Annotated in this window: 20 protein-coding genes and 2 pseudogenes; 1 reads left to right on the forward strand and 21 read right to left on the reverse strand. The window is 35.6% G+C overall.

All coding sequences use genetic code 11. The features are described from left to right. Window positions 1–49: 49 nt before the first annotated feature. The 3 genes from pnp to uvrB form a co-directional block, all read right to left on the reverse strand. On the reverse strand, window positions 50–2,173 hold the full coding sequence (gene pnp, locus LZ578_RS08055; RefSeq protein WP_235144668.1) for a polyribonucleotide nucleotidyltransferase: 2,124 nt from the start codon (window positions 2,171–2,173) through the stop codon (window positions 50–52). Between the two features lie 279 nt (window positions 2,174–2,452). Next, the gene (gene rpsO, locus LZ578_RS08060; RefSeq protein ID WP_235144669.1) at window positions 2,453–2,722 is read right to left on the reverse strand and encodes a 30S ribosomal protein S15; all 270 of its coding nucleotides are present in this window, start codon (window positions 2,720–2,722) and stop codon (window positions 2,453–2,455) included. A 186-nt stretch (window positions 2,723–2,908) separates the two neighbouring features. Beyond that, on the reverse strand, window positions 2,909–4,903 hold the full coding sequence (gene uvrB / locus LZ578_RS08065) for an excinuclease ABC subunit UvrB (protein ID WP_311198570.1): 1,995 nt from the start codon (window positions 4,901–4,903) through the stop codon (window positions 2,909–2,911). Between the two features lie 243 nt (window positions 4,904–5,146). Here uvrB and rpsT point away from each other — a divergent pair, with 243 nt between their 5' ends. Beyond that, window positions 5,147–5,401 (forward strand): 30S ribosomal protein S20, encoded by a 255-nt coding sequence (rpsT, locus tag LZ578_RS08070; RefSeq protein WP_235144670.1) that lies wholly within the window; start codon window positions 5,147–5,149, stop codon window positions 5,399–5,401. A gap of 47 nt (window positions 5,402–5,448) precedes the next feature. Here the strand turns inward: rpsT and holA are convergent, their stop codons facing one another. The 18 genes and pseudogenes from holA to pdhA form a co-directional block, all read right to left on the reverse strand. Beyond that, a complete protein-coding gene (gene holA / locus LZ578_RS08075) occupies window positions 5,449–6,474 on the reverse strand; it encodes a DNA polymerase III subunit delta (protein WP_235144671.1) in 1,026 nt (341 codons plus the stop codon). A gap of 52 nt (window positions 6,475–6,526) precedes the next feature. Continuing rightward, entirely contained in the window at window positions 6,527–8,887 is a 2,361-nt protein-coding gene (locus LZ578_RS08080) for a DNA internalization-related competence protein ComEC/Rec2 (RefSeq protein WP_235144672.1), read from the reverse strand. 20 nt (window positions 8,888–8,907) lie between these two features. Then, window positions 8,908–9,384, reverse strand: coding sequence for a ComE operon protein 2 (locus LZ578_RS08085; protein ID WP_235144673.1), 477 nt, complete (start codon window positions 9,382–9,384; stop codon window positions 8,908–8,910). A 129-nt stretch (window positions 9,385–9,513) separates the two neighbouring features. Further along, the gene (locus LZ578_RS08090) at window positions 9,514–10,191 is read right to left on the reverse strand and encodes a helix-hairpin-helix domain-containing protein (RefSeq protein WP_235144674.1); all 678 of its coding nucleotides are present in this window, start codon (window positions 10,189–10,191) and stop codon (window positions 9,514–9,516) included. A gap of 138 nt (window positions 10,192–10,329) precedes the next feature. Next, complete coding sequence (gene coaD / locus LZ578_RS08095) at window positions 10,330–10,836, reverse strand: pantetheine-phosphate adenylyltransferase (RefSeq protein WP_235144675.1); 507 nt, start codon at window positions 10,834–10,836, stop codon at window positions 10,330–10,332. Further along, the gene (gene rsmD, locus LZ578_RS08100) at window positions 10,833–11,408 is read right to left on the reverse strand and encodes a 16S rRNA (guanine(966)-N(2))-methyltransferase RsmD (protein ID WP_235144676.1); all 576 of its coding nucleotides are present in this window, start codon (window positions 11,406–11,408) and stop codon (window positions 10,833–10,835) included. The genes coaD and rsmD overlap by 4 nt, the downstream gene beginning before the upstream one ends. Before the next feature lie 19 nt (window positions 11,409–11,427). Next, the gene (locus LZ578_RS08105) at window positions 11,428–11,748 is read right to left on the reverse strand and encodes a YlbG family protein (RefSeq protein ID WP_235144677.1); all 321 of its coding nucleotides are present in this window, start codon (window positions 11,746–11,748) and stop codon (window positions 11,428–11,430) included. Then, window positions 11,738–12,190, reverse strand: coding sequence for a YlbF family regulator (locus LZ578_RS08110; RefSeq protein ID WP_235144678.1), 453 nt, complete (start codon window positions 12,188–12,190; stop codon window positions 11,738–11,740). The genes LZ578_RS08105 and LZ578_RS08110 overlap by 11 nt, the downstream gene beginning before the upstream one ends. A gap of 56 nt (window positions 12,191–12,246) precedes the next feature. Beyond that, a complete protein-coding gene (locus tag LZ578_RS08115) occupies window positions 12,247–13,284 on the reverse strand; it encodes a CAP-associated domain-containing protein (RefSeq protein ID WP_235144679.1) in 1,038 nt (345 codons plus the stop codon). A gap of 56 nt (window positions 13,285–13,340) precedes the next feature. Further along, a complete protein-coding gene (locus tag LZ578_RS08120) occupies window positions 13,341–14,606 on the reverse strand; it encodes an FtsW/RodA/SpoVE family cell cycle protein (RefSeq protein ID WP_235144680.1) in 1,266 nt (421 codons plus the stop codon). Between the two features lie 7 nt (window positions 14,607–14,613). Beyond that, a complete protein-coding gene (locus LZ578_RS08125; RefSeq protein WP_235144681.1) occupies window positions 14,614–14,910 on the reverse strand; it encodes a DUF1507 family protein in 297 nt (98 codons plus the stop codon). 187 nt (window positions 14,911–15,097) lie between these two features. Further along, a pseudogene (gene typA, locus LZ578_RS08130) lies at window positions 15,098–16,938 on the reverse strand (translational GTPase TypA). A gap of 194 nt (window positions 16,939–17,132) precedes the next feature. Continuing rightward, the gene (locus LZ578_RS08135; RefSeq protein WP_235144682.1) at window positions 17,133–17,912 is read right to left on the reverse strand and encodes an inositol monophosphatase family protein; all 780 of its coding nucleotides are present in this window, start codon (window positions 17,910–17,912) and stop codon (window positions 17,133–17,135) included. Window positions 17,913–17,931: 19 nt separating this feature from the next. Further along, window positions 17,932–18,213 carry a UPF0223 family protein gene (locus LZ578_RS08140; RefSeq protein ID WP_235144683.1) on the reverse strand — a complete coding sequence of 94 codons (282 nt, stop codon included), beginning with the start codon at window positions 18,211–18,213 and terminating at the stop codon, window positions 17,932–17,934. 113 nt (window positions 18,214–18,326) lie between these two features. Further along, window positions 18,327–19,732, reverse strand: a pseudogene (gene lpdA, locus LZ578_RS08145) (dihydrolipoyl dehydrogenase). A 7-nt stretch (window positions 19,733–19,739) separates the two neighbouring features. After that, on the reverse strand, window positions 19,740–21,368 hold the full coding sequence (locus LZ578_RS08150) for a dihydrolipoyllysine-residue acetyltransferase (RefSeq protein WP_235144684.1): 1,629 nt from the start codon (window positions 21,366–21,368) through the stop codon (window positions 19,740–19,742). Between the two features lie 69 nt (window positions 21,369–21,437). After that, on the reverse strand, window positions 21,438–22,415 hold the full coding sequence (locus LZ578_RS08155) for an alpha-ketoacid dehydrogenase subunit beta (protein WP_235144685.1): 978 nt from the start codon (window positions 22,413–22,415) through the stop codon (window positions 21,438–21,440). Window positions 22,416–22,417: 2 nt separating this feature from the next. Further along, a complete protein-coding gene (gene pdhA, locus LZ578_RS08160; RefSeq protein ID WP_235144686.1) occupies window positions 22,418–23,527 on the reverse strand; it encodes a pyruvate dehydrogenase (acetyl-transferring) E1 component subunit alpha in 1,110 nt (369 codons plus the stop codon). Between the last annotated feature and the right edge of the window lie 585 nt (window positions 23,528–24,112).

Genomic DNA, 24,112 nt, shown 5'->3' on the forward strand with positions numbered 1-24,112 from the left:
ATATGAAAAAAATGGCAGATACACTTGGTATCTACCATCTTTCTATTATTTATTTTGAATTTTCTGTTTTTTCTACTTTACTTAACAAAGCTTTACGAGAAAGATTAATTCTTCCTTGCTTATCAATCTCTAAAACTTTCACTTGAACTTTATCTCCGACAGCTACTACATCTTCGACTTCACGTACGCGCTCATTTGCAAGTTCAGATATATGAACCAAACCATCTTTTCCTTTAGTAATTTCTACAAAGGCACCAAATTTTTCAACACGTTTTACAGTTCCTTCATAAACTTCACCAGCTTTTACATCATGAGTCAACTCTTCAATAATCTTTTTGGCTTTTTCAATCATTGTTTTATCAGAGGAAGCAATGCTGACATTTCCATCTTGATCAATGTCGATTTTCACGCCAGTTTCTTCAATGATTCCATTGATGGTGTCTCCGCCTTTACCAATGACTACTTTAATTTTTTCAGGTTTAATTTTAATCATTTCAATCTTAGGTGCATATGCAGAAAGTTCTGTTTTGGGTTCTGAAAGAACAGAATTCAAGTGCTCTAAAATTTCTAAACGTGCTTTACGTGCTTGGATAAGGGCTTCTTCCAAAATTTCTTTTGTAATTCCCTGGATTTTGATATCCATTTGTAAAGCCGTAATTCCTTCACTTGTACCTGCAACTTTAAAGTCCATGTCTCCCAAATGATCTTCCATACCTTGGATATCCGTTAGAATTGCATAATCTTCGCCATCTTTTACAAGCCCCATCGCGATACCTGCTACGTGAGCCTTAATAGGTACCCCTGCGTCCATTAGTGCCAAACTACCCGCACATATGCTTGCCTGTGAAGAAGAGCCGTTAGACTCCAATACATCGGCTACAAGACGAATGGTGTATGGGAATGTCTCTTCATCTGGAATAACTTGTTTCAATGCACGTTCACCTAATGCACCATGACCAATTTCACGTCTTCCTGGGGACATTGCACGTCCTGTACTTCCAACTGAGTATTGTGGGAAATTATAATGGTGGATGAATCGTTTTCCTTCTTCTAATCCTAATCCATCTAAGATTTGGTGTTCCCCTAGAGGAGCTAGTGTACAAGCTGAAATAGCTTGTGTTTGTCCTCTTGTAAATAAACCAGATCCATGAACACGAGGAAGTAAGCCAACTTGAGAATCTAGTGAACGGATTTCATCTACTTTACGGAAATCAGGACGAATTTTATCTTCTGTAATCAAACGACGAACTTGATTTTTCTCAATATCTTCTGTAATTTGTTTTACTTCTTTGATAATTTTCACGAAATCTTCTGATTCCATATATTTTTCAGTGAAGAAATCTAAAATTTCTGTTTTAACTGCATCGATATGATCATTTCGTTCTTTTTTATCTTTTGTTAAAATAGCCGTTTTCATTTTTTCACTAAAATTCTCTTCAGCAATGGAAACTAATTCTGCATCATTGGAAAGTAAAGTTACTTCCATTTTTTCTTTACCAATTTCAGCAATAATTTTTTCTTGGAAAGCACATAATTCTTTAACGGCATCATGTCCAAACATCAATGCTGCTAACATGTCCTCTTCTCCAACAACTTGGGCGCTACTTTCTACCATATTGATAGCATCTTTTGTTCCAGCAACCGTTAATTCAATATCAGACTTTTCTTTTTGTTCAGGAGTTGGATTCAAAATGAATTCTCCATCTACTCGTCCTACATGAACACCAGCAATTGGGCCAGCGAATGGGATATCTGAAACAGAAATAGATAAGGAAGATCCTAGCATTGCTGACATTTCAGGAGTACATTCTTGATCGACAGACATCACTACGTTTGTAACTTGTACTTCATTACGAAATCCATCAGCAAACATTGGGCGAATCGGACGGTCAATTAAACGTGCGGTTAATGTTGCATGTTCACTTGGGCGACCTTCTCTTTTAATAAATCCACCTGGGATTTTCCCTACTGCATACATTTTTTCTTCATAATTAATAGTTAGTGGGAAGAAATTAGTATCCTTTGGTTCTTTACTTCCAACAGCCGCACTAAGAACAACGGTGTCACCATATCTAACTAAAACAGCACCATTAGCTTGTTTAGCCATTTGGCCTATTTCTACTTGCAATGGACGTCCTGCCCAATCCATTTGGAATACTTTTTTCTCTGTCATTCTTTCATTCTCCTTTATTATATGCTTCCTATCGCTGACTACTAAACAAATGTCAAATCACTTTCTAATGACCTCACATTTGTATAGTAGTGCCAAGCTTCAGGAGCCTTTCTCTATTATAGAGGAAACCACATGTCTTTTACATATATATTTATTAATTCATCTGAAACTCACTTAGAATGTCTTCACAAATGGAACACACACTCATTTCTTGAATAAATTGATATAAAAAAGAGGAACTGAGATTACTCTCAGCTCCTCCAAATACAATTTTATCGATTAACGACGTAGACCTAATTTTTGAATCAAATCGCGGTAACGAACGACGTCTTTGTTACGCAAATATGCTAACAAGTTACGACGGTGACCTACTTTTTTCATCAAACCACGGTAAGAGTGGTGATCCTTTTTGTGTGTACGTGCGTGTTCATTCAAGTGATTGATTTCTTCCGTTAGTACAGCAATTTGTACTTCTGGAGAACCAGTGTCTCCTTCATGAATAGCATACTCTGTAATAATTTCGTTTTTACGTTCTTTTGACATTGCCATTCTTCTTCACCTCTTCTTTATAATTCCTAGCTCTTAGTGAAACGTTGGTGATTCGTCAAACCAAGAGAAAGGTAGTGTCTCTAACACAGGAATAAGATTACTATATATTTTTTAAAAAAGCAAGAATTATATTCTTATTTTTAAATAAATATAGTAATAAAAATAGAAAAGCTATTTAGATAGCTTTTATAAACCTTTATATTCTGCTTTCAATTCTAGAACTAAATCTCTAATTTCAGCTGCTTTTTCAAAGTTTAAATCTTTTGCAGCTTGACGCATCTCTAGGTTCATTTGATCAAGTGAGGCTCTTCTTTGTTCCATTGTCATATGTTTATAAACTTCAGAAAGTTTTGCGTCTTCTGGAATACCTTCTGCTGCATGAGTAATTCGAATTAAATCACGAACTTCTTTGATAATGGTTTTAGGTGTTATCCCATGTTTTTCATTATACTCTTCCTGGATGCTTCGTCTACGGTCTGTTTCTCCAATTGCTTTTTCCATGGAATCAGTTATACGATCCGCATACATAATCACTCTTCCATGCTCATTTCGAGCTGCTCGCCCAATCGTCTGGATTAAAGAGCGTTCACTTCTCAGGAACCCTTCTTTATCTGCGTCTAAAATAGCTACTAGAGAAACTTCTGGTACATCTAGCCCTTCTCTTAAAAGGTTAATTCCTATTAAAACATCAAATTCACCTAATCGTAAATCTCTTATAATTTCTGTTCTCTCTAGCGTCTTAATATCACTATGAAGGTACTTAACTTTGATTCCAACTTCTCTTAAGTAGTCTGTTAAATCTTCTGACATTTTTTTCGTTAACGTTGTTATAAATACTCGTTCATTTTTCTCGGTGCGAATATTAATCTCACTAATTAAGTCATCAATCTGACCCTTAATCGGACGAACTTCTAAAATTGGATCCAATAGCCCGGTTGGACGAATAATCTGTTGAGCCATTCGTGTGCTATCCTCATACTCATAAGGACCTGGAGTGGCAGAAATATAAATAATTTGATTTACACGCTCTTCAAATTCATCCAATCGCAAAGGCCGGTTGTCCAAAGCAGATGGCAATCGGAATCCATATTCAATCAGACGTTCTTTACGAGCACGGTCTCCATTATGCATTCCTCTAATCTGAGACATGGTGATGTGTGACTCATCAATAACGGTTAAATAATCATCAGGGAAAAAATCCAACAACGTATAAGGTGATTCACCTGGACTTCGACCATCCATATGCCGGGAATAGTTTTCAATCCCATTACAATAACCCATCTCTAGCAACATTTCCATATCATAGTTTGTTCGCTGTTCTAATCGTTGTGCTTCAATCAACTTATCTTCACTTCGAAGGAGAGTTAACTGTTTTTTTAACTCTTCACGAATTGTGTCAACCGCATGTAAAGTTTGTTCTTCGTTTGCAATAAAGTGAGTAGCTGGGAAAATAGGGAAATGTTCCACGTCATTTTTAATTTCACCTGTTAAAACATCTACTTCGCGGATTCGTTCAATCTCATCGCCAAAAAATTCGACTCGAATCGCTTCACTATCACGGGACGCTAAAAATATTTCTACTACATCGCCACGTACCCGAAATCTTCCTCGTTGAAAATCAATATCATTTCTCTCAAATTGCATATCGACTAGTTTGCGTAGTAAGTCGTTCCGTTCCATTTTCATATTCTGACGAATCGATAAAACGTGGTCTTTATAATCTACCGGGTTAACTAATCCATAGATACACGACACAGATGCAACTACAATTACATCGCGACGTTCTAGTAAGGCACTCGTTGCCGAGTGTCTCAATTTATCAATTTCATCATTAACACTAGATTCTTTTTCAATATAGGTATCACTGGATGGTACATAAGCTTCTGGCTGATAATAGTCATAGTAGCTCACAAAATATTCCACAGCATTGTTAGGGAAAAATTCTTTTAGTTCACCATACAATTGACCAGCTAGCGTTTTATTGTGGGCAACTACAAGAGTTGGTTTATTTACCTCTTGAATAACATTTGCAATTGTAAAGGTTTTTCCGGTACCTGTTGCTCCAAGAAGTGTCTGTGCTCTTGTTTTCTCATTTAATCCTTCTACTAAGTCTTGAATCGCGACTGGTTGATCTCCGTCGGGTTTATATTGCGAAATTAATTCAAATTGATTTTCCATCATTGGTTTTCTCCTTATATATAACACCAGTCATAAAATCGGGGTTTACGAATATTTTCTCTTCCTCTTTTCATATTTTAACACCCCATTCTAGTTAAACCAAATAACTAGAATCCTACTTATTTTGAAAAGAGTTCTCTGCTTTAACAGTTTATATTGCATAAAAGCTTAGATGTCTGTATAATATTTGATGTTGGCAATAAATGACTGACATTTAGAAGAAATACTGAAAGAGGGGTGAACCCAATGCCAAATATCGATTCAGCAATTAAACGTGTTCGTACAAGCGAAAAAACAAACCTATTGAATAACGCTCAAAAGAGCGCTATGCGTACTGCAATCAAAAAGTTTGAAGACGCAGTAGCAGAAGGTGCAGATAATAGCGTAGAGTTATTCAAAGCAGCTTCAAAAGCTATTGACACAGCAGCATCTAAAGGATTAATCCACAACAACAAAGCATCTCGTGATAAATCTCGTCTAGCTAAGAAATTAGTTAAATAATTCTGGCTAGTAAAAAAGTACTCCTTTCTTTTGAAAGGAGTACTTTTTTAGATTTCTGCATACTTTAACATAAACATCTCAAATTGAACTTCTCTCAAACCAGCACCTGTTTTTAGATTCCGTTCTGTTTCGACAAGGCCTGTATAAGCATTTTGAAGAATGGTTTCGGATAAATTCCTTACTTGTTGGTTTGCTAACTTTACTCTATAAGGATGGACCTTGAGAACTTTTGCCATATCTGGTTGCTGGTAACCCAATTTAGCAAGTACCTTTACTTGTAAAAGCAAACGGAATTGTCCTAACAATATCGCATTTATTTTAATAGGCTCTTCTTTTTGAAGGAGCAAATCTCGATAAATATCTATCGCACGTTCCGTATCTTTTTTTAGTACATAGGTTACTAACTCAAAAATATTTTGTTCTAATGTGTGTGCTACTAAATCCTGAACCATTTTTCTCGTGATATTTTTATCTTCAAGAGCTGCTAAAAACAGTTTCTCTAATTCTTGCATCCCTCTAGAGAGATTATCTTCGATTTTCTCAAAAAAGAATTGCAAGGTGTTTCTTTCCATTTGGTATCCTTGGTTTTTGATAAAGCCATTTAAAAACTTACGCGTTTCATTCGAGTCTAACGCCGATACGTCTACTGTCATCGCTTTCTTCTTAAGTGTCTTACTAATTTTTTTTCGGTTGTCTAACTTCTCATAAGGAGCAAAAAAAACAAGTATAGTTGATTCAGAAGGATGATTTAAGTACCCTTCTAACCATTCCAAATCATGATCCAGATTACTTTTATTTTTTTCTCCAGTAAGAAAATAGGGATTCTCCACAATTACTAATCTACGTTCTCCAAAAAAAGGCATAGACTCTGCATCTTCTAAAGCACTGCCTAAAGGAACCTCTTCCATATTGTAAATTCCTACATTCAACTCTTTATCTGCTTCTTCCATGGAAAAGTTCAGTAACGTTTCTCTTGCTTCTTGGTTAAAGTAACTTTCTTTTCCAAGGAAAAGATAAACAGGGCTGAATTCACCCTTTTTCATTTTTGCTATTTCTGTTGCATAATTCCTCATTTATCATCATGCCAATCCCCTAAATTTTCTAATCACTTCTTGCTTATGCTCTTTATTGTAACACATGTAACCAGTTTTTTTGATTGCCTTTATAAACAAAATGAATGGCTCCTTGTTGGTCTGTGCGAAATATATGTGTATCTCTTTCTACTAACCTTTCTAACACATCAGGATGAGGATGCCCATATCGATTATTTTTACCTGATGAAATAATTGCAGTGGATGGATTTAATTGTTTCAAAAATTTTTCTGTAGTGGAAGTATTGCTGCCGTGGTGTCCAATTTTAAGTACATCACAAGATAGATTAGGATACATCCGTAGAAGAGTCTCTTCTCCTTTCGCCTCTAAATCACCAGTAAATAGCCAAACCAAGCCTCCTATTTTTGATAACAAAACAACCGAATCATTATTCTCCCCTTTTCCAACTTTATTTGGCCAAAGAACTTCGAAATTTAATACCCCATGAATAATTTTATCAGTAGTCCCTACAGGATGTAAATTGGTCTTTAAATTCTTTCCCTCTAATAAAAAACGATCTAAAATCCCTTCATTTTCTGAACCAGAAGGAAAATAAAGATGATTAATTTGAATTTCCTGAGAAAGAAACGGTAAAGATCCTGTATGATCAAAATCATTATGCGTTAAGATGACTGCATCTAGTTCACGAATCCCCAATGCTTTCAATGCAGACACTAATTTTTTGTCATGTGATAAAAGAAAATCTTTTTTGTCATCTTCAGATTCACCAAAGATTACTCTCCCACCCGTATCAATTAAAACCGTTTTTTGGTGAAAAGGAGGAATAAATAAAACAGCATCCCCTTGGCCAACATCCAGAGTGACAATTTTTCCAACAGGATTTAACGTTGTTATAAAGTGAAAAATAAAAAAAGAAACAAATCCAAGCGCAATCGGAACAAACAAACTTTTCTTCTGCTCAAAAAGAATCAAAAAAACAACAATTAATATACAAACTACTAGATAATAAAAAAAGCTTTTTCTACCGGTAACAAACAAAGACCATTGAACTTCCGCTAGTTTTTCACTAAACCGTTCTGTAATTTCTAGTACTTTTTGAAGAGGAATACTTATCCAAAAGAGGACTCCAGAAGAAAAGGGAACAATTGCAAGCAGGGTTACTAACCAAAAAACTGGGAAAAGATATCCAGAAAAGAAATAAGAAAATAAAATATTTACAAACATACTCAATCCATTGATTTCAAAAAAGTGATAACTAAGAAAAGGGAAAGAAACAATCGTCATAATACATGCAAGAATCCCCACTTGAAGAAGCTTGAACGTATGAATTTCCTTTAGTCGAGGGGCAATCATATATAGCACTCCAGATAAAGCGTAACTTAATTGAAATGAGATACTGAAGAGAAGATAAGGATTGAACCAGATTGTGAATAACATCGTGAATGCAAAGGCATCTTTAGGATCAATCTTTCTTTTGAATATTTCACCCACTAAGAGAATGCTATTGATACAGATGGCTCTAAAAATACCGACACTTCCTCCTGTTAAAAAACCATACAAAATAACCCCTAACAGGAGGAAAGGATTGATTGTCTCTCGTGTAATTCCTAAAAAGAGAAGCATTCGTTTCAAATAGGTTATCAAAAATTGAATATGCATTCCTGAAATTGAAAAAAGATGAATCACTCCAATTTTTCGATAAGAATCCATCACTTCTGTTTCTATTCCATTTACTTGGTTGAATAGCATGGCTTGTATATATTGAAGTAGTTTTCCATTTGGAATTTTATTATGTAGTAATTGCAAAAAATTCATGCGTATTTCAGATGTTTTATTTAAAAACATATCATGGTTTTCGATAGACTTGATTTCTTTTACTTGGACACTCCAGTGGATTCCTTTATAAAATAAATAATCTTGATAATCAAACTGATACAGATTTCTAGCTTTCTCTGGTACCTTTAACACTACATTTGCATGAAGAATACTACTCTTTTTCAGTTGTAAAAACTGCTTTTCTTCTTGAGGGGAACGAATCGGATAATAGAAAACAATTTTTTCATAGGTAAAGTTCCCCGTTTGTACTTTCCCAGCACCTGATAAAAGATTTTCATTAATTTTTAAATGATTGGGATCAATTATTATTTCCATGGAAGGAGTGTCCATAGACAACTGGGTGTAGTTGTTTCCTATGTAACTCTTCGTCAGGAACCCTGTTATAACCATAATTACTATGGAAAAAAAGAGTAATGATTTCTTTTTAAATCGTATGATTCGAATCATAAAAATTATAAATAACCCCCAAGCATATAAATTCTTTGGGGAAAGAATTAATAGTACGAGGGGGATCGTACTTAAAACAGATAGAAGATAATACCCTTTATTCTCTCCTAACAGTTTTATTAGTACTTGCCTATTTTTCGCCTTTTTCATGGCTTTCCTCCATTACTTTATCAATGGGATAAAGGAGGGATTTCCGTTAATGACTTAAAATATTCAGGATTCAACATCACTTGTTCGTATGGAATTTGCATCGTATCTAATAACTGGATAGCATATGGATCGTTTCGATAATCTTCTAAATAATAGATTTTTTTAATTCCTGCTTGGAGAATCATTTTCATACAGGGTAAACACGGAAAATGAGTAACATATATTTCTGAACCTTGTGTTTGGATTCCAAATTTTGCACACTGAAGAATGGCGTTCATTTCTGCATGAATCGTCCGAACACAATGCCCATCAACAACGTAACATCCTTCATCAATACAGTGAACATCTCCAGATACGGAACCATTATATCCACCTGCAATAATTCTTTTATCTCGCACAATCGTTGCGCCCACATCTAATCGGCTGCACGTACTTCGTAAACTTAATAGCACGGCTTGTGCCATAAAATATTGATTCCATGGAATTCTTTCCTGCATGTAGCTTTCATCTCCTTTTAATCCATCATACACTATTCATCCAATTTTTCCATTTGTTTTTTGATGGAGTATTTGAGTAGAAACATAATCTTAGTAATGTTTCTATACATAAATCCTGCTTCTTCATTATCAAGGAGATACCGTTACCTTATCCTTTATTGTTTCAAAAGTTTTCTCACCAATCCCGCTGACTTCCATCAATTCTTCGATACTTTTAAATAAACCATTCTCTTCTCGATAACTAATGATTTTTTCTGCTTTCATCTCTCCTATTCCATTTAGTTGCTGAAGATCTGCTGAAGGCGCTGTATTGATATTAATTAAATTTTCTTTATTCGTTTCCATCACAGGAGTTTGTACGACTAGTGTTTCTTCATCAATCATTTGATCCTTTTGATGAAATACATGAATCACCATTTGATCTTGCACCAACTGAGCAAGGTTTAAACTACCAATATCTGCATCAGAAGATAATCCTCCTGCCATAAAAATAACATCATTGATACGCATATCCTGATCTACTTCATAAATTCCGGGAAATTGAACTTCTCCTTTTATATCTACCATCCATTTTTTAGTAGTCTCTTCAGTCTCCACCATATCTGATACTGAAACTAGTTCGGAGGACGAAGGAACTAAGCTTCCAACTAATAGATTAGGATCTATCTCATGATTATTCGCACTCAAATAAGTACCCATCATCCATTTCCCTAAAATAAATATGATAACGAAAAATTGAACAATGATTATCCCCAATCTAATTAACTGTTTATGTTCAGATATTCTACTTCGCCACTCACCCATCATTCTCTCTCCTCTCACTGTATAAATCCGCAAGAAGATCAATTTTACATTTTTTATTCTAAATATATTTCAGCTTTTATTTATAGCGATAGTTTATATACTTTTCACAAAAAAACACACGTAAACAGGTTTTGCACCTACTTACATGTGTTCATCATCACTCATATCTTGATATTTCTTTATAATTGCTTGGTTGACTACTGAAGGAACAAATTCAGAGATATCTCCACCAAACATAGCAACTTCTTTAATTAGACTGGAACTGAGAAAACGATATTTTTCAGAAGCCATTAAAATCACTGTTTCTATTTTCGGGTTCTGCGAGCGATTCATCATTGCGATGCTTTCTTCATATTCGTAATCCTTCATATTCCGGATTCCTCTTAACATTGCGCTCACATGTAGTTCTTCAGCCATATCGACTGTAAGTCCTCCCGTATGGCGAACTACTTTTGTTCCAGGAACATCTTTTAAAACTTCTTTTGCTAAAGCAATCCGTTCCTCACCATTAAACAATGACTTTTTTGTTGTATTGGTTGAAACGGCAACAATCACTTCATCGAATATATTTGTGGCCCGTTCAATTGTATCCAGATGACCATTCGTTAGTGGGTCAAAACTTCCTGGAAATAAAGCGATCTTCTTCAAATTTGGTCACTTCCTCTACCTACTTCAAATATTTCCACTGCCATTGTTCCATATTCTGATCTTCTTATTTTTTGAAAATCCATAATTTCTTCTGGAAGTGTATGTGTTTTATCCATTTCACACACAATGGTTGTCTCATCATTGATCAATTTTTCTTGTATGAGCATGAGAATATCTTTTTCCATCTTTTCACCTTGATACGGTGGATCTAAAAAAACTAGTCGAAATTGTATGTCAGGATGACTCTGAGATATTTTTTTTAGATTATGATGGGAATCACCCGGAAATAATGTAAAGTCTTCTTCTTTTTTAGTCATTTGAATATTCTCACGAATCACTTGCAATGCTTTTCTATTTTTTTCGGAAAGAAAAGCGTGCTCTACTCCTCGTGAAACTGCTTCGATAGCTAATGATCCGCTGCCAGAATACATATCTAAGCAATATCCCCCATCAAAAAAAGGCCCAATGATATTAAACATAGATTCTTTTACCTTATCTGTAGTCGGTCGGGTACGATCTCCAGGTACTGCTTTTAATTTTCTACCTTTAAATTCTCCAGCAATTACACGCAATTACGTTCACCTCTTCGTTCTAAAATGAATATGTTTTTTCTGCATAAGGTTCATAAGATGACAGACCATCTTTTGTTTCTGTTTTATTTTTTTCAGGAAGAGCATTTTCAAAAGTCATATCAATGTCTCTTCGCTTGGATACTTCTACTTTACGCACATAGTGGAGTTTACTCAATTGTTCCACTTTCTTTTCTACGTCTACTTGATCTACATACATCACTATATATTTCATTCGATTAGAAACGTAATGGATATATCCAAATCTTTTTAAGTTTTTTAATTGACGAAGAGAATAGACCCATATTGCAATTCCTTGTCTTTCTTTTAATTTAAAGTTCAATGTCTTTCCTCTTTTCTAAATGAATTTCACACGCTGATGGTAATCCTATAACTGAAAGAGAGAATGGATCTCCTGCAGAAACCAATATATTTTCTGATATAGAAGAAGCTATTTTTTTTGCAATCAAATCTAATTGACTTTGTAAGACTCGTTCAGCAACTCTATATTGATATACATCTTCATCAATATCTACGATCCGTTTCGCTTTGTATACTTCTTGTCTAAATTCACAATAATCTGGAGCGTATTCACCGTATTCTTCAATAGATTCAAACTTTTCTTTTGCTTTTTTAAAGATATTTATTTTCTTTTGCGCACTTGAAGAAATGGCAAGAGATTCTTTTGAACGTTCATATTCTTTCATTGCTTTACTTGTCTTAATTTTTTCAATCAATTGTGTGCATTGCTTTTCTATTTCAAATAATTCTTCATTAATAATCAACTTCACTCTCGCTCCATTTCATCCAGTGTACATTAAAAAATGAACCCTCTATAATTTTAATTAAAAAGAATTACAAAATCATCTTCCATTGCCTTTATACTTAATTCTTTCCACGCCTCATTTAATAGTAATTCACGGTTATGTGAATCTCTCATAAAGATACCAAATTGTATAGGAGTATCAAAGACTCCATGCCCATTCACATATTCTACCTCTTTTGCTTTATCGTGTCTGTCTAGTTCTTCAATAGATTGAATGGATTCACTCATCTCTTTTTCAGAAGAAAAATAATTTTCCATATTGATTTGGGGCGTACTTTCATCTGGTTGTTCCATTTGGGCTACTTGAGACAATGATGCTGCTCCACTTTGCTGTCTCATTATTGAAAACAAAGCCAGTAGTTGTTCTTCCTTCTCAGACAAGACTAATTTATTTTTTTCGTTTGTTAGGGGATAAATAAAAGAAGGATCTTCTTCTTCAGACATTATTGAATAATAATTAGTTTGTAACAGTGCTTCTGCAGAAAGATACCTCAATCCATAAACGTTATCTCTTTCTGGATGAAAGAATAACATGACAAAACTGTTATTTTCAAAATAAATCAATGGAAATACTTCTAAATCATCTTTCGTTAAGGATAACTCATACTCAATCCCCTCTGACTGAAAAGAAAAATAATCAGTTAACTCCGTTTCATCATAAATATTTTCCTGAGTCATACCGATTCGGATTGGACCCGTATTTACATCTTCCCCCATCACAAAAATACTTCGAACGATTCCATTTTTTACTTCTATCTGTACATATTCTTCTGGGTGAACAGCAAAGGTCCACCATTCAGCTCCAAAGTTGCTTGGACCTGTCCGTAAAGGGGGACCGTGTCGTTCTACATAATCCTCTATCGGAAGGCCAATGTAGTGTTCGAATCCTGTTACAGGCAAAGGATGAACATCATCCTCTTCTTTCTGAGTCATTTCTGTACTAAGTTGCTTTGTTTCTTGTAATGGATTCTTCAATACTTCATCATATACAATGGGGAAATAGTATAGAACAAATAAAAAGAAAATGGATAGAACAAAAACAATTTTCTTCACATGAACAATCCTTCTCTCTTTTTTTGGCGAAAAAGGAAGCATACATTCGCTTCCTTTTATTGTTTCTTATCTAATTTTTTAGTTTTCTTATCATTAATATAGATGTTGTTAATAATTGCGATCGCAATCGAAGATACAAGCATGCTAGAGCCACCGTAGCTAACAAAAGGGAACGTTACCCCCGTTAGTGGCAAAACGCCAACAGCACCACCTACGTTAATCGTTCCTTGTATAAAGAACATACTCGCTACTCCAATACAAACGAGTTGACCAAAAGGATCGCGAATCCGCATACTCATACGGAAAATTCGGTAGACTAAGAAAAAGAAAACGGCAAGTACTCCCACAACAAAAAACAAACCTAATTCTTCGCCCATAATCGGAATAATAAAATCTGTATGTGACTCTGGTAAATAACCAGTTTTTTGAACACTTTCTCCAATTCCAACACCAAAAAATCCGCCTCTTGAAAGAGCATAGAATGAATTGACTAGTTGATAGGAAGATTTTTGAACATCACTAAATGGATCTAAGAAAGCAGTAAACCGTTCAACCATATAAGTAGGTAGAAAAGGAATATTTCCCCATAGTTTAAATACACCTACAATGATGGAATAAAACAAACCCATACCACCTAATGCCAGAAGTCCATATTTAAACGATAAGCCACTTAAAAAAAGCATAATAAAACAAATGAAACCTACAATAATGACCGTTCCCATATCTGGCTGTAATATGACCAATCCTAGAAAAACGATTGTAATCAGAACAGGTTTTTTTAAAATATTCCACAAATGAGAAAATAGTTGTTTTATTCTACCATTTTTCCCACTCGTTTGATCAAAACACTCATCGATTGTTGCTAATTTTGTTTGTGTATTAGAAAAGAATGCACTCAAATATAGAATAAGAGCCATTTTTAAAAATTCAGTAGGCTGCAGTCCGAAGGTTCCAATATTTAACCATCCACTTGCACCATTCGTTGTATTTTCTCCGCCTGTGGCAATTCTAACAATGATTAAATACAAGAGCATAGAGAAAACAACCGTTAGACTGAATAGAATCATTTTTTTTGATTTCAATAATCGATTATTAATAACCGATATAAATGCTACAATACCAAATCCTAATACTGAAAAGATGAGCTGTCTAATAAAGAAACGCTCTGAATCACTATAGACAGTCATCGCGAAGTAGCTACTTGAACTATAAACCATAAAAATTCCAATACCCGTTAGGATGAGATACGGAATAATTAATTTCCAATCGCTCATCTTTATTTTTTCTATAATTGTATTTTTTATCAATTTCACTGTTTCCATGGTTCTTTTATTCCCCCTTTGCTTGGGGTGCATTGGTCTGTTGATAATATGAAGAATACATGTCATTCAATGAATACTCTAGTTCACTAATTATTTGATATCCTTCATCCTTTTCTAAAACACCCAATTTTATCGCAAATTCAATTTGTTTTGAAAGACCAAAAAGTTGCGTATCAACAACTTCATCAAATGCCGGACAAGTTGCAAAACAAAGATGTTCTTTTTGACTATCAATTAATGTATATATTTTTTGTGTATCTTCTTTTAAAATTTTCATTACTATATCTTTACTGACCATTTCCATCTAGATTTCCTCCTCGAATAACTTCTGGAAGTCCTGTTCATTATAGCATAGAAAATCATGGCTTTGATAGATGGTTTTATCATTTATAATCACGTTCATTACGTATTTTAAACAAAATAAAAAAGCATATCCAGTTAATTGGATATGCTTTTCGGAAATTCTATTTTACTTTAAGAATGTGGAAGGTTTATTCTTCTACTTTCTTACTACGTTTTGCTGCTTTTTCTCGTTCGCTCTTATCAAGAATTTGTTTACGCAAACGAACATTCAAAGGTGTTATCTCACAATATTCATCGTCTGCCAAAAATTGTAAGGATTCTTCTAATGTTAATTGACGTGGACGTTTAATAACATTTGTCTGGTCTTTATTAGCAGACCGAACGTTTGTCATTTGTTTTGCTCGAGTAATATTAACAGCAATATCATTATCTCGTGCATTTTCTCCCACAATCATTCCTTCATAAATATCTACACCAGGTTCAATGAAGATAGTTCCACGATCTTCTATTCCCATAATTCCGTAAGTAGTTGTTTTTCCTGTTTCTGTCGAAACAAGTGCTCCATGACGACGTCCACCAATTTTACCTTTTAGTTCTGGTAAATAAGCTTCAAAAGTATGAGACATGATTCCATATCCACGAGTGATCGATAGGAATTCAGTAGAATATCCAATTAAACCACGAGAAGGAATAAGGAAAATTAAGCGAACTTGACCATTTCCACTATTATGCATATCTTGCATTTCTGCTTTTCGTTGACTAATTGATTCAATAACAGAACCCATATACTCTTCAGGGGTATCAATTTGAACTCTTTCAAACGGTTCACAGCGTACTCCATCAAAACTCTTGATAATTACTTCTGGACGAGAAGTTTGTAATTCATAACCTTCACGACGCATATTTTCAATCAAGATAGAAAGGTGAAGTTCTCCACGACCAGACACAATCCATGCATCTGGAGAAGAGGTATTATCAACACGAAGAGAAACATCTGTGTGCAACTCTTTAGCTAAACGTTCTTCTAGCTTACGAGACGTTACATATTTTCCTTCTCTTCCAGCAAATGGAGAGTTGTTTGTTAGGAACGTCATTTGTAAAGTTGGCTCATCAATATGCAGAATGGGAAGTGCTTCTTGATGATTAATTGGTGTAATTGTTTCTCCAACGAAAATATCTTCCATTCCAGAAACAGCTATTAAATCACCAGCAACCGCCTCATCAATTTCTACACGTGCAAGTCCAAAGAATCCTAGCAACTTGGTGATACGGAAGTTTTTAACTGTACCATCCAGTTTCAATAATGAAACTTGGTCTCCTACTTTTATCGTTCCACGGAATACGCGTCCAATTCCAATACGTCCTACGAAATCATTGTAGTCAAGTAATGCAACTTGAAATTGTAAAGGCTCATCAGAATTATCAATAGGTGCTGGAATTTTCTTTAGAATCGTATCAAAAACAAAGTCCATTGTTTCTGCTTGATTAGCAGGATCATCAGACAAACTAGATGTTCCATTAATTGCGGAAGCATATACAACTGGGAATTCAATTGCTCATCATCTGCACCTAATTCGATAAATAGTTCTAGAACTTCATCTACAACCTCTTCAGGGCGTGCAGTTGGTTTATCAATTTTGTTTACTACTACGATTGGGGTAAGTTTTTGTTCCAAAGCTTTTTTCAATACAAAACGAGTTTGTGGCATAGTACCTTCATAGGCATCTACTACCAATACAACTCCGTCAACCATCTTCATGATTCGCTCTACTTCGCCACCGAAGTCCGCGTGTCCTGGAGTATCCATAATGTTGATACGAGTTCCTTTGTAATCAACAGCAGTATTTTTTGCTAGGATTGTTATTCCACGTTCTTTTTCGATGTCGTTTGAGTCCATAGCACGTTCTGCTAAGCTCACTCGAGCGTTCAATGTGTCTGATTGTTTTAATAGTTCATCAACCAATGTGGTTTTACCATGGTCAACGTGGGCGATAATTGCTACGTTTCTAATATCATTTCTTACTTTCATCTTGTTCCTCCAAATGTTTATTGCTATAAAGAAAGGCCCTTACTTCATTTAGTTAAAGGGCCAATCGAGTGATTTTGTGATTAATTGCTAGTGCAATATTTAAACTCTTTACTCTATCCATTTTCAACTTTTAAATTTTAACATACATCATTCAATTTGGAAAGGAAAAAGCTTGTAATAAAAAAATATTGTTTTTAATTGACGAATTTATCTACAATTTGTTTGTGCGCAGTTTGATTAGCTATTACGATGGGGTTCTTTTCCATTAATTTAATTGGACTACCATCTGGTCTTGAAAATTCTAACCCTAATTCTTTTGCTAACATGTAACCTGCAGCAATATCCCACGTGGCTAACGGGGTTGTTATATAGGCAGATACGCGATTTTTTAGGACTTGAATCATTTCTAAACCAGCTGAACCTATCAAACGGATTCCCAAAGCGTCATCCATTAATTCTTTTACACCCGACGGAACATTCATAACCATTTTAGTATTAATCGCCAAGAGCCCTTCTTCTACTTTATGGTCTGAAGCCTTCTCTAATCGCTGATCGTTGCAATATACCCCTTCACCTTTAACACCAGAGTAACACTCTTCATGAAGAACATCATCAATAACCGCTAAGACCCCTTCACCATCTTTAAAAAGGGCAATCATCGAACAAAAATTACTTTCTTGTTTTACATAATTGAGAGTTCCGTCAATTGGATCGATAATCCAAATATATCCATCCAGACTATCGATTTCATCATAAGTTCCCTCTTCCCCAAATATTTTATGTTCTGGAAAATGTTCTCTGATTTTCTTTACATAGAAGGCCTCAATCCCCTTATCCATATCCGTAACTAAATCGCTAGCATTCGTTTTTTCTGAAACGTTTATTGATTCATCCCCCAAGGATTCACGTAACATGAAGCCTGCTTCTTTTACCCATTCGTTTACCAATACACTCATTTCTTTATATTCGCTCATCTCTTCCCCTTCTTCCTTATTATTTTGTATATTCCATTCGAACAATTTTTTTTTCTGTTGTTTTTGCTACTTGTAATACTCGGTATAAAGAATAGCCTGATCTCTTTTCAAAGATTGCACTATATCTTTTTTCTTCTCCTTTAGAAGGAATTACTTTTTTAAAATTTCGATAGGCTATCAAAAAAACTTCTTTTTCGACTCCTTGCTCGTACGCTAACTCCACCGCATTCCAAAGAGAAACTACCATTTTCATTTCATCATGACTCCAAGTGAGTTCAATCGGGTATTCGTAGTTATGCATGCTTCACTCTCCCATTTCATTCCCTATCTATAGAATAGAAAAAAGAGGCCATGAAAACAAGTTTCATGACCTCCCCTCTGTCAGTATACCGACATTTTTTAGTTTATACTGGTTTAGATATGAATAGGCATACCTAATGCTAACTCCGCTGTATCCATAACTGCTTCAGCTAGAGATGGATGAGAGTGAATAGTCAAAGCAATATCTTCGGCATTCATGCCAGCTTCTAAAGCTAAGCCCAACTCTGCAATAACATCACTTGCATTAACTCCAGCAACCTGAGCACCTACGATAACATTATCTTCCTTAGTGGTAACTAAGCGTACAAAGCCTTCTGTTTGGTCCAGAGACAACGCACGTCCATTACCAGAAAGTGGGAATTTAGATGCTTTAACATCCAATCCTTTTTCTTTTGCTTCTTTTTCGGTTAAACCGACAGTAGCAAGTTCAGGATCTGTAAAGGCAACCCAAGGCATACCAACATAGTCAATTGCTACTGGTTGGCCAGCAATTGCTTCAGCAGCAACTTTTGCTTCATAGCTTGCTTTATGAGCTAAAGCAGCTCCAGGTGTAATATCACCAATTGCATAGATATTGTCAACGTTTGTACGGCCTTGATTATCAACCTTAACAATACCACGATCAGTCATATCTACGCCTACAACGTCCAGACCCATATCATCTGTGTTAGGACGGCGACCTACAGTAACCATTACGTAATCTGCTTCGATTTTTTCTTCTTTACCATTTGCTTCATAAGTAACGGTTACGCTATCTCCATTATCAACAGCTTCTTTAGCCATTGCATCGGTTACAACTTTCACGCCTTTTTTCTTGAAGCTATCTTCTACAAGTTTTACCATATCTTTTTCATATAAAGGTAGAATTTGTGGTGATCCTTCTAAAATCGTAACTTCAGAACCTAAATTAGCATATGCTGCACCTAGTTCTGTACCAATTACACCGCCACCAATAATAACGAATTTCTTAGGAACTTCAGTCAAGTTCAGACCACCTGTGGAATCTAACACACGTTTTCCAAATTTGAATCCTTTGATTTCAATTGGTCGACTTCCTGTTGCAACAATCGCATTTTTGTATGTATACGTTTGTGCAGCATCATCACTGAATACGCGAAGTGTATGGTCATCATTGAAAAATGCTGTTCCACGGATGATTTCTACTTTATTTTTTTCAGTAGATATTCTACTCCGCCAGTTAATGTTTTAACAACTTTGTTATCTTTCCAATCTTGGGTTTTTGCAAAATCTAACGTAACGTTTTCAGCAGTAACACCAAATGTATCAGAATTCAAAGCTTGTTGGTAACGATGTCCAGCAGAAATCAATGCTTTAGAAGGAATACATCCTACGTTCAAGCAAACTCCACCAATAAACTCTCGTTCAACAATCGCTACTTTTTGGCCTAGTTGTGCAGCCCGGATGGCAGCTACATAGCCACCAGGTCCGGATCCAACAACAACTGTATCTAAATCTATTGCGAAATCACCTACTACCATTTTTAAATCATCCTTCCATCAATAAAAGTTCTGGATCAGCTAACAAACGTTTGATGTTGTTCATAGCTTTTTGAGCAGTTGCTCCATCTACGATACGGTGATCGAAACTCAAGGATAGTTTCATCATACGCCCTACAGCTAGTTCGCCTTCATCATTTACAACTGGTTGTTGTTTGATGGTTCCTACTCCAAGAATAGCAACTTCAGGGTAGTTGATAACTGGTGTGAACCAGCCGCCACCTACTGAACCAATATTACTGATTGTAATCGATCCATTTCTCATATCAGCTGCAGCTAATTTACCTTCAATTGCTTGGGCAGCTTTCGTATTGATTTCATCGGCAATATCAAACATACCTTTAGAATCAGCATTTTTTACGTTTGGTACATAGAGACCGTGATCTGTATCTGTTGCAATTCCAATATTGTAGTAGTTTTTATAAACAATCTCATTAGTAGCATCATCAATAGAACCATTAATAACTGGGAATTTGCGTGCTGTCGCAACTAATGCTTTTACTACATATGGTAGGAAAGTTAGTTTTGTATCTCGTTCAGCTGCAACTTCTTTAAATTTCTTACGGTGATCCCATAGTTTAGAAACTTCTACGTCATCATGTAACGTTACATGTGGAGCAGTATGTTTACTAGTTACCATTGCTTTTGCAATTGCTTTACGGGTAGCTGTCATTTTTTCTCTAGTTTCCATTTCTCCAAAGTTAGAAGTAAATGGTTGTGCAGGTACTGCAGGTTTCGCTGCTGGCTGTACATCTGATGCTACAGTTGCAGTTTCTTGTGTAGCCGCTGCTTGTGTTGCTTGTGTAGGTGCTGCTTGTCCATCAAAGTTGTCGATATCTGCTTTCAAGACTCTACCGTTTTTAGCAGTACCAGTGACTTGAGTGATATCTACACCTTTTTCACGTGCGTATTTACGAACAGATGGCATAGCCAAAACACGTTTATTTGAATCTACAGGAGCATCTACAGTTGCTTTTGTACCAGAAGATACAGGTGCGCTAACTGGAGAAGTTGATTCAACTGGTTTATCAGCAGGTGCTGAAGATGTTGCACCATTATGTCCAGGTGCATCGATTTCTACTAACACATCACCAATTGTTGCTACTGTACCGACTGGTGCTACGATTTTTGTAATGGTTCCTGATACTGGTGATGGGATTTCTTCAACAGATTTATCATTTTGAATTTCTACTAATGTATCATCTTCGTTGATTGTATCGCCAACATTTACAGGCCATGAAGAAATTTCTCCCTCCATAATTCCTTCACCAAGTGCAGGTAGCTTGAATTGGAAAACTGATCCAGTAGAAGCTTCTGTACTTGCAGTTGTTGGACTTTCAGAAGTAGCAACTGGTGCTTCTTCCTCATCATCATTATGTCCAGGTGAATCAATTTCTACTAATACATCGCCAATAGTTGCTACTGTACCGACTGGTGCTACAATTTTTGTAATTGTTCCTGATACTGGTGATGGGATTTCTTCAACAGATTTATCATTTTGAATTTCTACTAATGTATCATCTTCGTTGATTGTATCGCCAACTTTTACGGGCCATGAAGAAATTTCTCCTTCCATGATCCCTTCACCGAGTGCAGGCAATTTAAATTTAAAAGCCATTTTTTAACTTCCCTTCATCGAGTTCTTACGTTCTCTGTTATTTACATATAGAAATATACATCGTTCCAATTAGAAGTTGTATGTTTCTCTTACTTTCTCTTCAATGTCATTAGCATTTGGCAACCATGAGTTTTCTGCTTGTCCAAATGGGAAAACAGTATCAGGAGCTGCAACGCGTCCGATAGGAGCCTCCAAAGAAAGGATAGAGCGTTCTGAAATTTCAGACATAACCATTGCTCCAACACCTGCTTGACGCTGTGCTTCTTGAACAACAACTACGCGACCTGTTTTCTCAACAGATGCAATAATAGTTTCAATGTCTAATGGGGAAACCGTACGTAAATCTACTATTTCTACAGAAATTCCGTCTTTTTCAAGATTCTCTGCAGCTTTAATTGCTTCACGAACCATTGCGCCGTATGTAATTACAGAAACATCAGTACCTTCTTTTGTGATTGCTGCTTTTCCTAGTGGAACTGTGTACGCTTCATCAGGAACTTCATCACGGAAAGAACGGTATAGTTTCATATGTTCTAAATAAATAACCGGGTCATTATCACGAATAGCAGAGATCAAAAGACCTTTTGCATCGTATGGATTGGATGGGATAACTACTTTAATACCAGGTGATTGTGCCATCAATCCTTCTAAGTTATCAGAGTGTAATTCTGGTGTGTGAACTCCTCCACCAAATGGAGAACGAATCACAACAGGAATATTTCGTGTGCTACCCATACGGTAACGAGTACGAGCCATTTGTCCTACAACAGAGTCCATTACTTCAAATATGAAGCCAAAGAATTGAATTTCAGGAACCGGACGGAATCCTTCCATTGCTAAGCCAAAAGCCAAACCGCCTATACCGGATTCTGCTAAAGGAGTATCAAATACACGGTCTTCACCGAAACGCTCTTGGAGTCCTTGAGTAGCTCGGAATACACCTCCGTTTTTACCAACGTCCTCACCAAAAATCAGGACATTTGGATCACTTTCAAGTTCGTGTGCAAGTGCATCTGTGATTGCTTGAATCATTGTTTTTTGAGCCATGATTATTTATTCTCCTTTGCTTCGAAAGTTTTAATTTGTTCTGCGATTGTTTGGTTTGGTTCTTCAAACATATTTTTCAAGAAATCAGAAACTTTTTGTTTTGGAGCTTTGTCAGCTTCCTTAACTGCTTCTTTAACCTCTTCTTTTGTTGCTTCAATTACTTCATTTTCTTTTTCTTCAGACCATAATCCTTTTTCAGTTAGATATTTACGCATACGGATTAGTGGATCTTTTGCTTGCCATCCTTCTAATTCTGCGTTATCACGGTAGCTAGTTGGATCATCACCAGATAAGGTATGTGGTCCGAAACGGTAACAAATTGTTTCAATTAGTACAGGACCATTTCCAGCCAATGCATACTCACGTGCTTTTTTAGTAATTGCATAAACAGCTAAAATATCCATTCCATCTACTTGAATTCCTGGGATACCTGCTGCAACTGCTTTTTGAGCCAATGTAGGTGCTGCTGTTTGTACGTGGCGTGGAGTTGAAATTGCCCAACCATTATTTTGTACAATGAAAACCGCAGGTGCTTTGTATGCTCCAGCAAAGTTAATTCCTTCATAGAAATCTCCTTGTGAAGTTCCACCGTCACCTGTATAAGTAACTGCAATGTTTTTGTTTCCACGTTTTTTAAGTCCCAAAGCAACTCCAGCAGTTTGTACGTACTGTGCTCCGATGATAATTTGTGGAGGCAATGCTTTCAAATCTTCAGGGTAGTTATTTCCTTCTGCATGTCCACGTGACCATAAGAAAGCTTGAGTAAGTGGTAGACCATGTTTGATTAGTTGAGGAACATCACGATATCCAGGAAGAAGTACATCTTCTTTCTCAATTGCAGCGATACTTCCTAATTGACTTGCTTCTTGTCCAGCTGTTGGAGCGTAGAAGCCTAGTCTTCCTTGACGATTCAATGCAGTAGAACGTTCGTGAAGAATACGGGACCAAACCATATCACTCATAAATTGTACTAACTCTTCGTCCGTTACATCTGGCATTAAATCTGGGTTAACAACTACTCCATTTTCATCCAGAATTTGAACCATTCGAAAATCTGTATTCGAAGGATTCAGTAATGCGTCAAGATCAAACTTTGTTTTCTTTGTAGCCATGCTAACACATTCCTCTCTTTTCCTTTTAGGATTTCATTTTGTCAAAGATTTTCATACAGTTTTTTCAAGCTGTATTATTCTTCTTAATATCACCATTTAAATGTACCACGGTCCCATACCAATTGCAACAGAATGGTTTTACTTTTTATTTTTCTGTTTGATGTGTAAGGGATGAAATCGGTTTTATCATCTTCTTTGTGTATAAAATAACGAACAATGAAAGTCACTTTCTAGACTCCATTAAATTTAGACAACTCACGGAAAATCTCTTTTTCAGACTCTCTGTTCTATTTCAACTTTCAAACTGTTACAAAATAATCTTTAAAAAGCTTGTAAATTTAACAAAATATTCCTGTAACAGTTTTTTTCACTTATTTTTAAGTATAACTTCCTTTCTTTTATTTGATTAATCTATGATCATTATATAATAATCATTCTATTAAAAATAGATTGTTTGTGTTTCTAATCACATTTACAGATTAGAAAATTCTAATTTAAACTAGTTTATTCATTTTGTAGTTTTATCTTTATTTAAAAAACTGAAAAAAAGAACTGAAAACTGACAATGCAGTTCTCAATCCTCTT

The organism is Jeotgalibaca sp. MA1X17-3, from assembly GCF_021513155.1.
Taxonomy (GTDB): Bacteria; Bacillota; Bacilli; order Lactobacillales; family Aerococcaceae; genus Jeotgalibaca.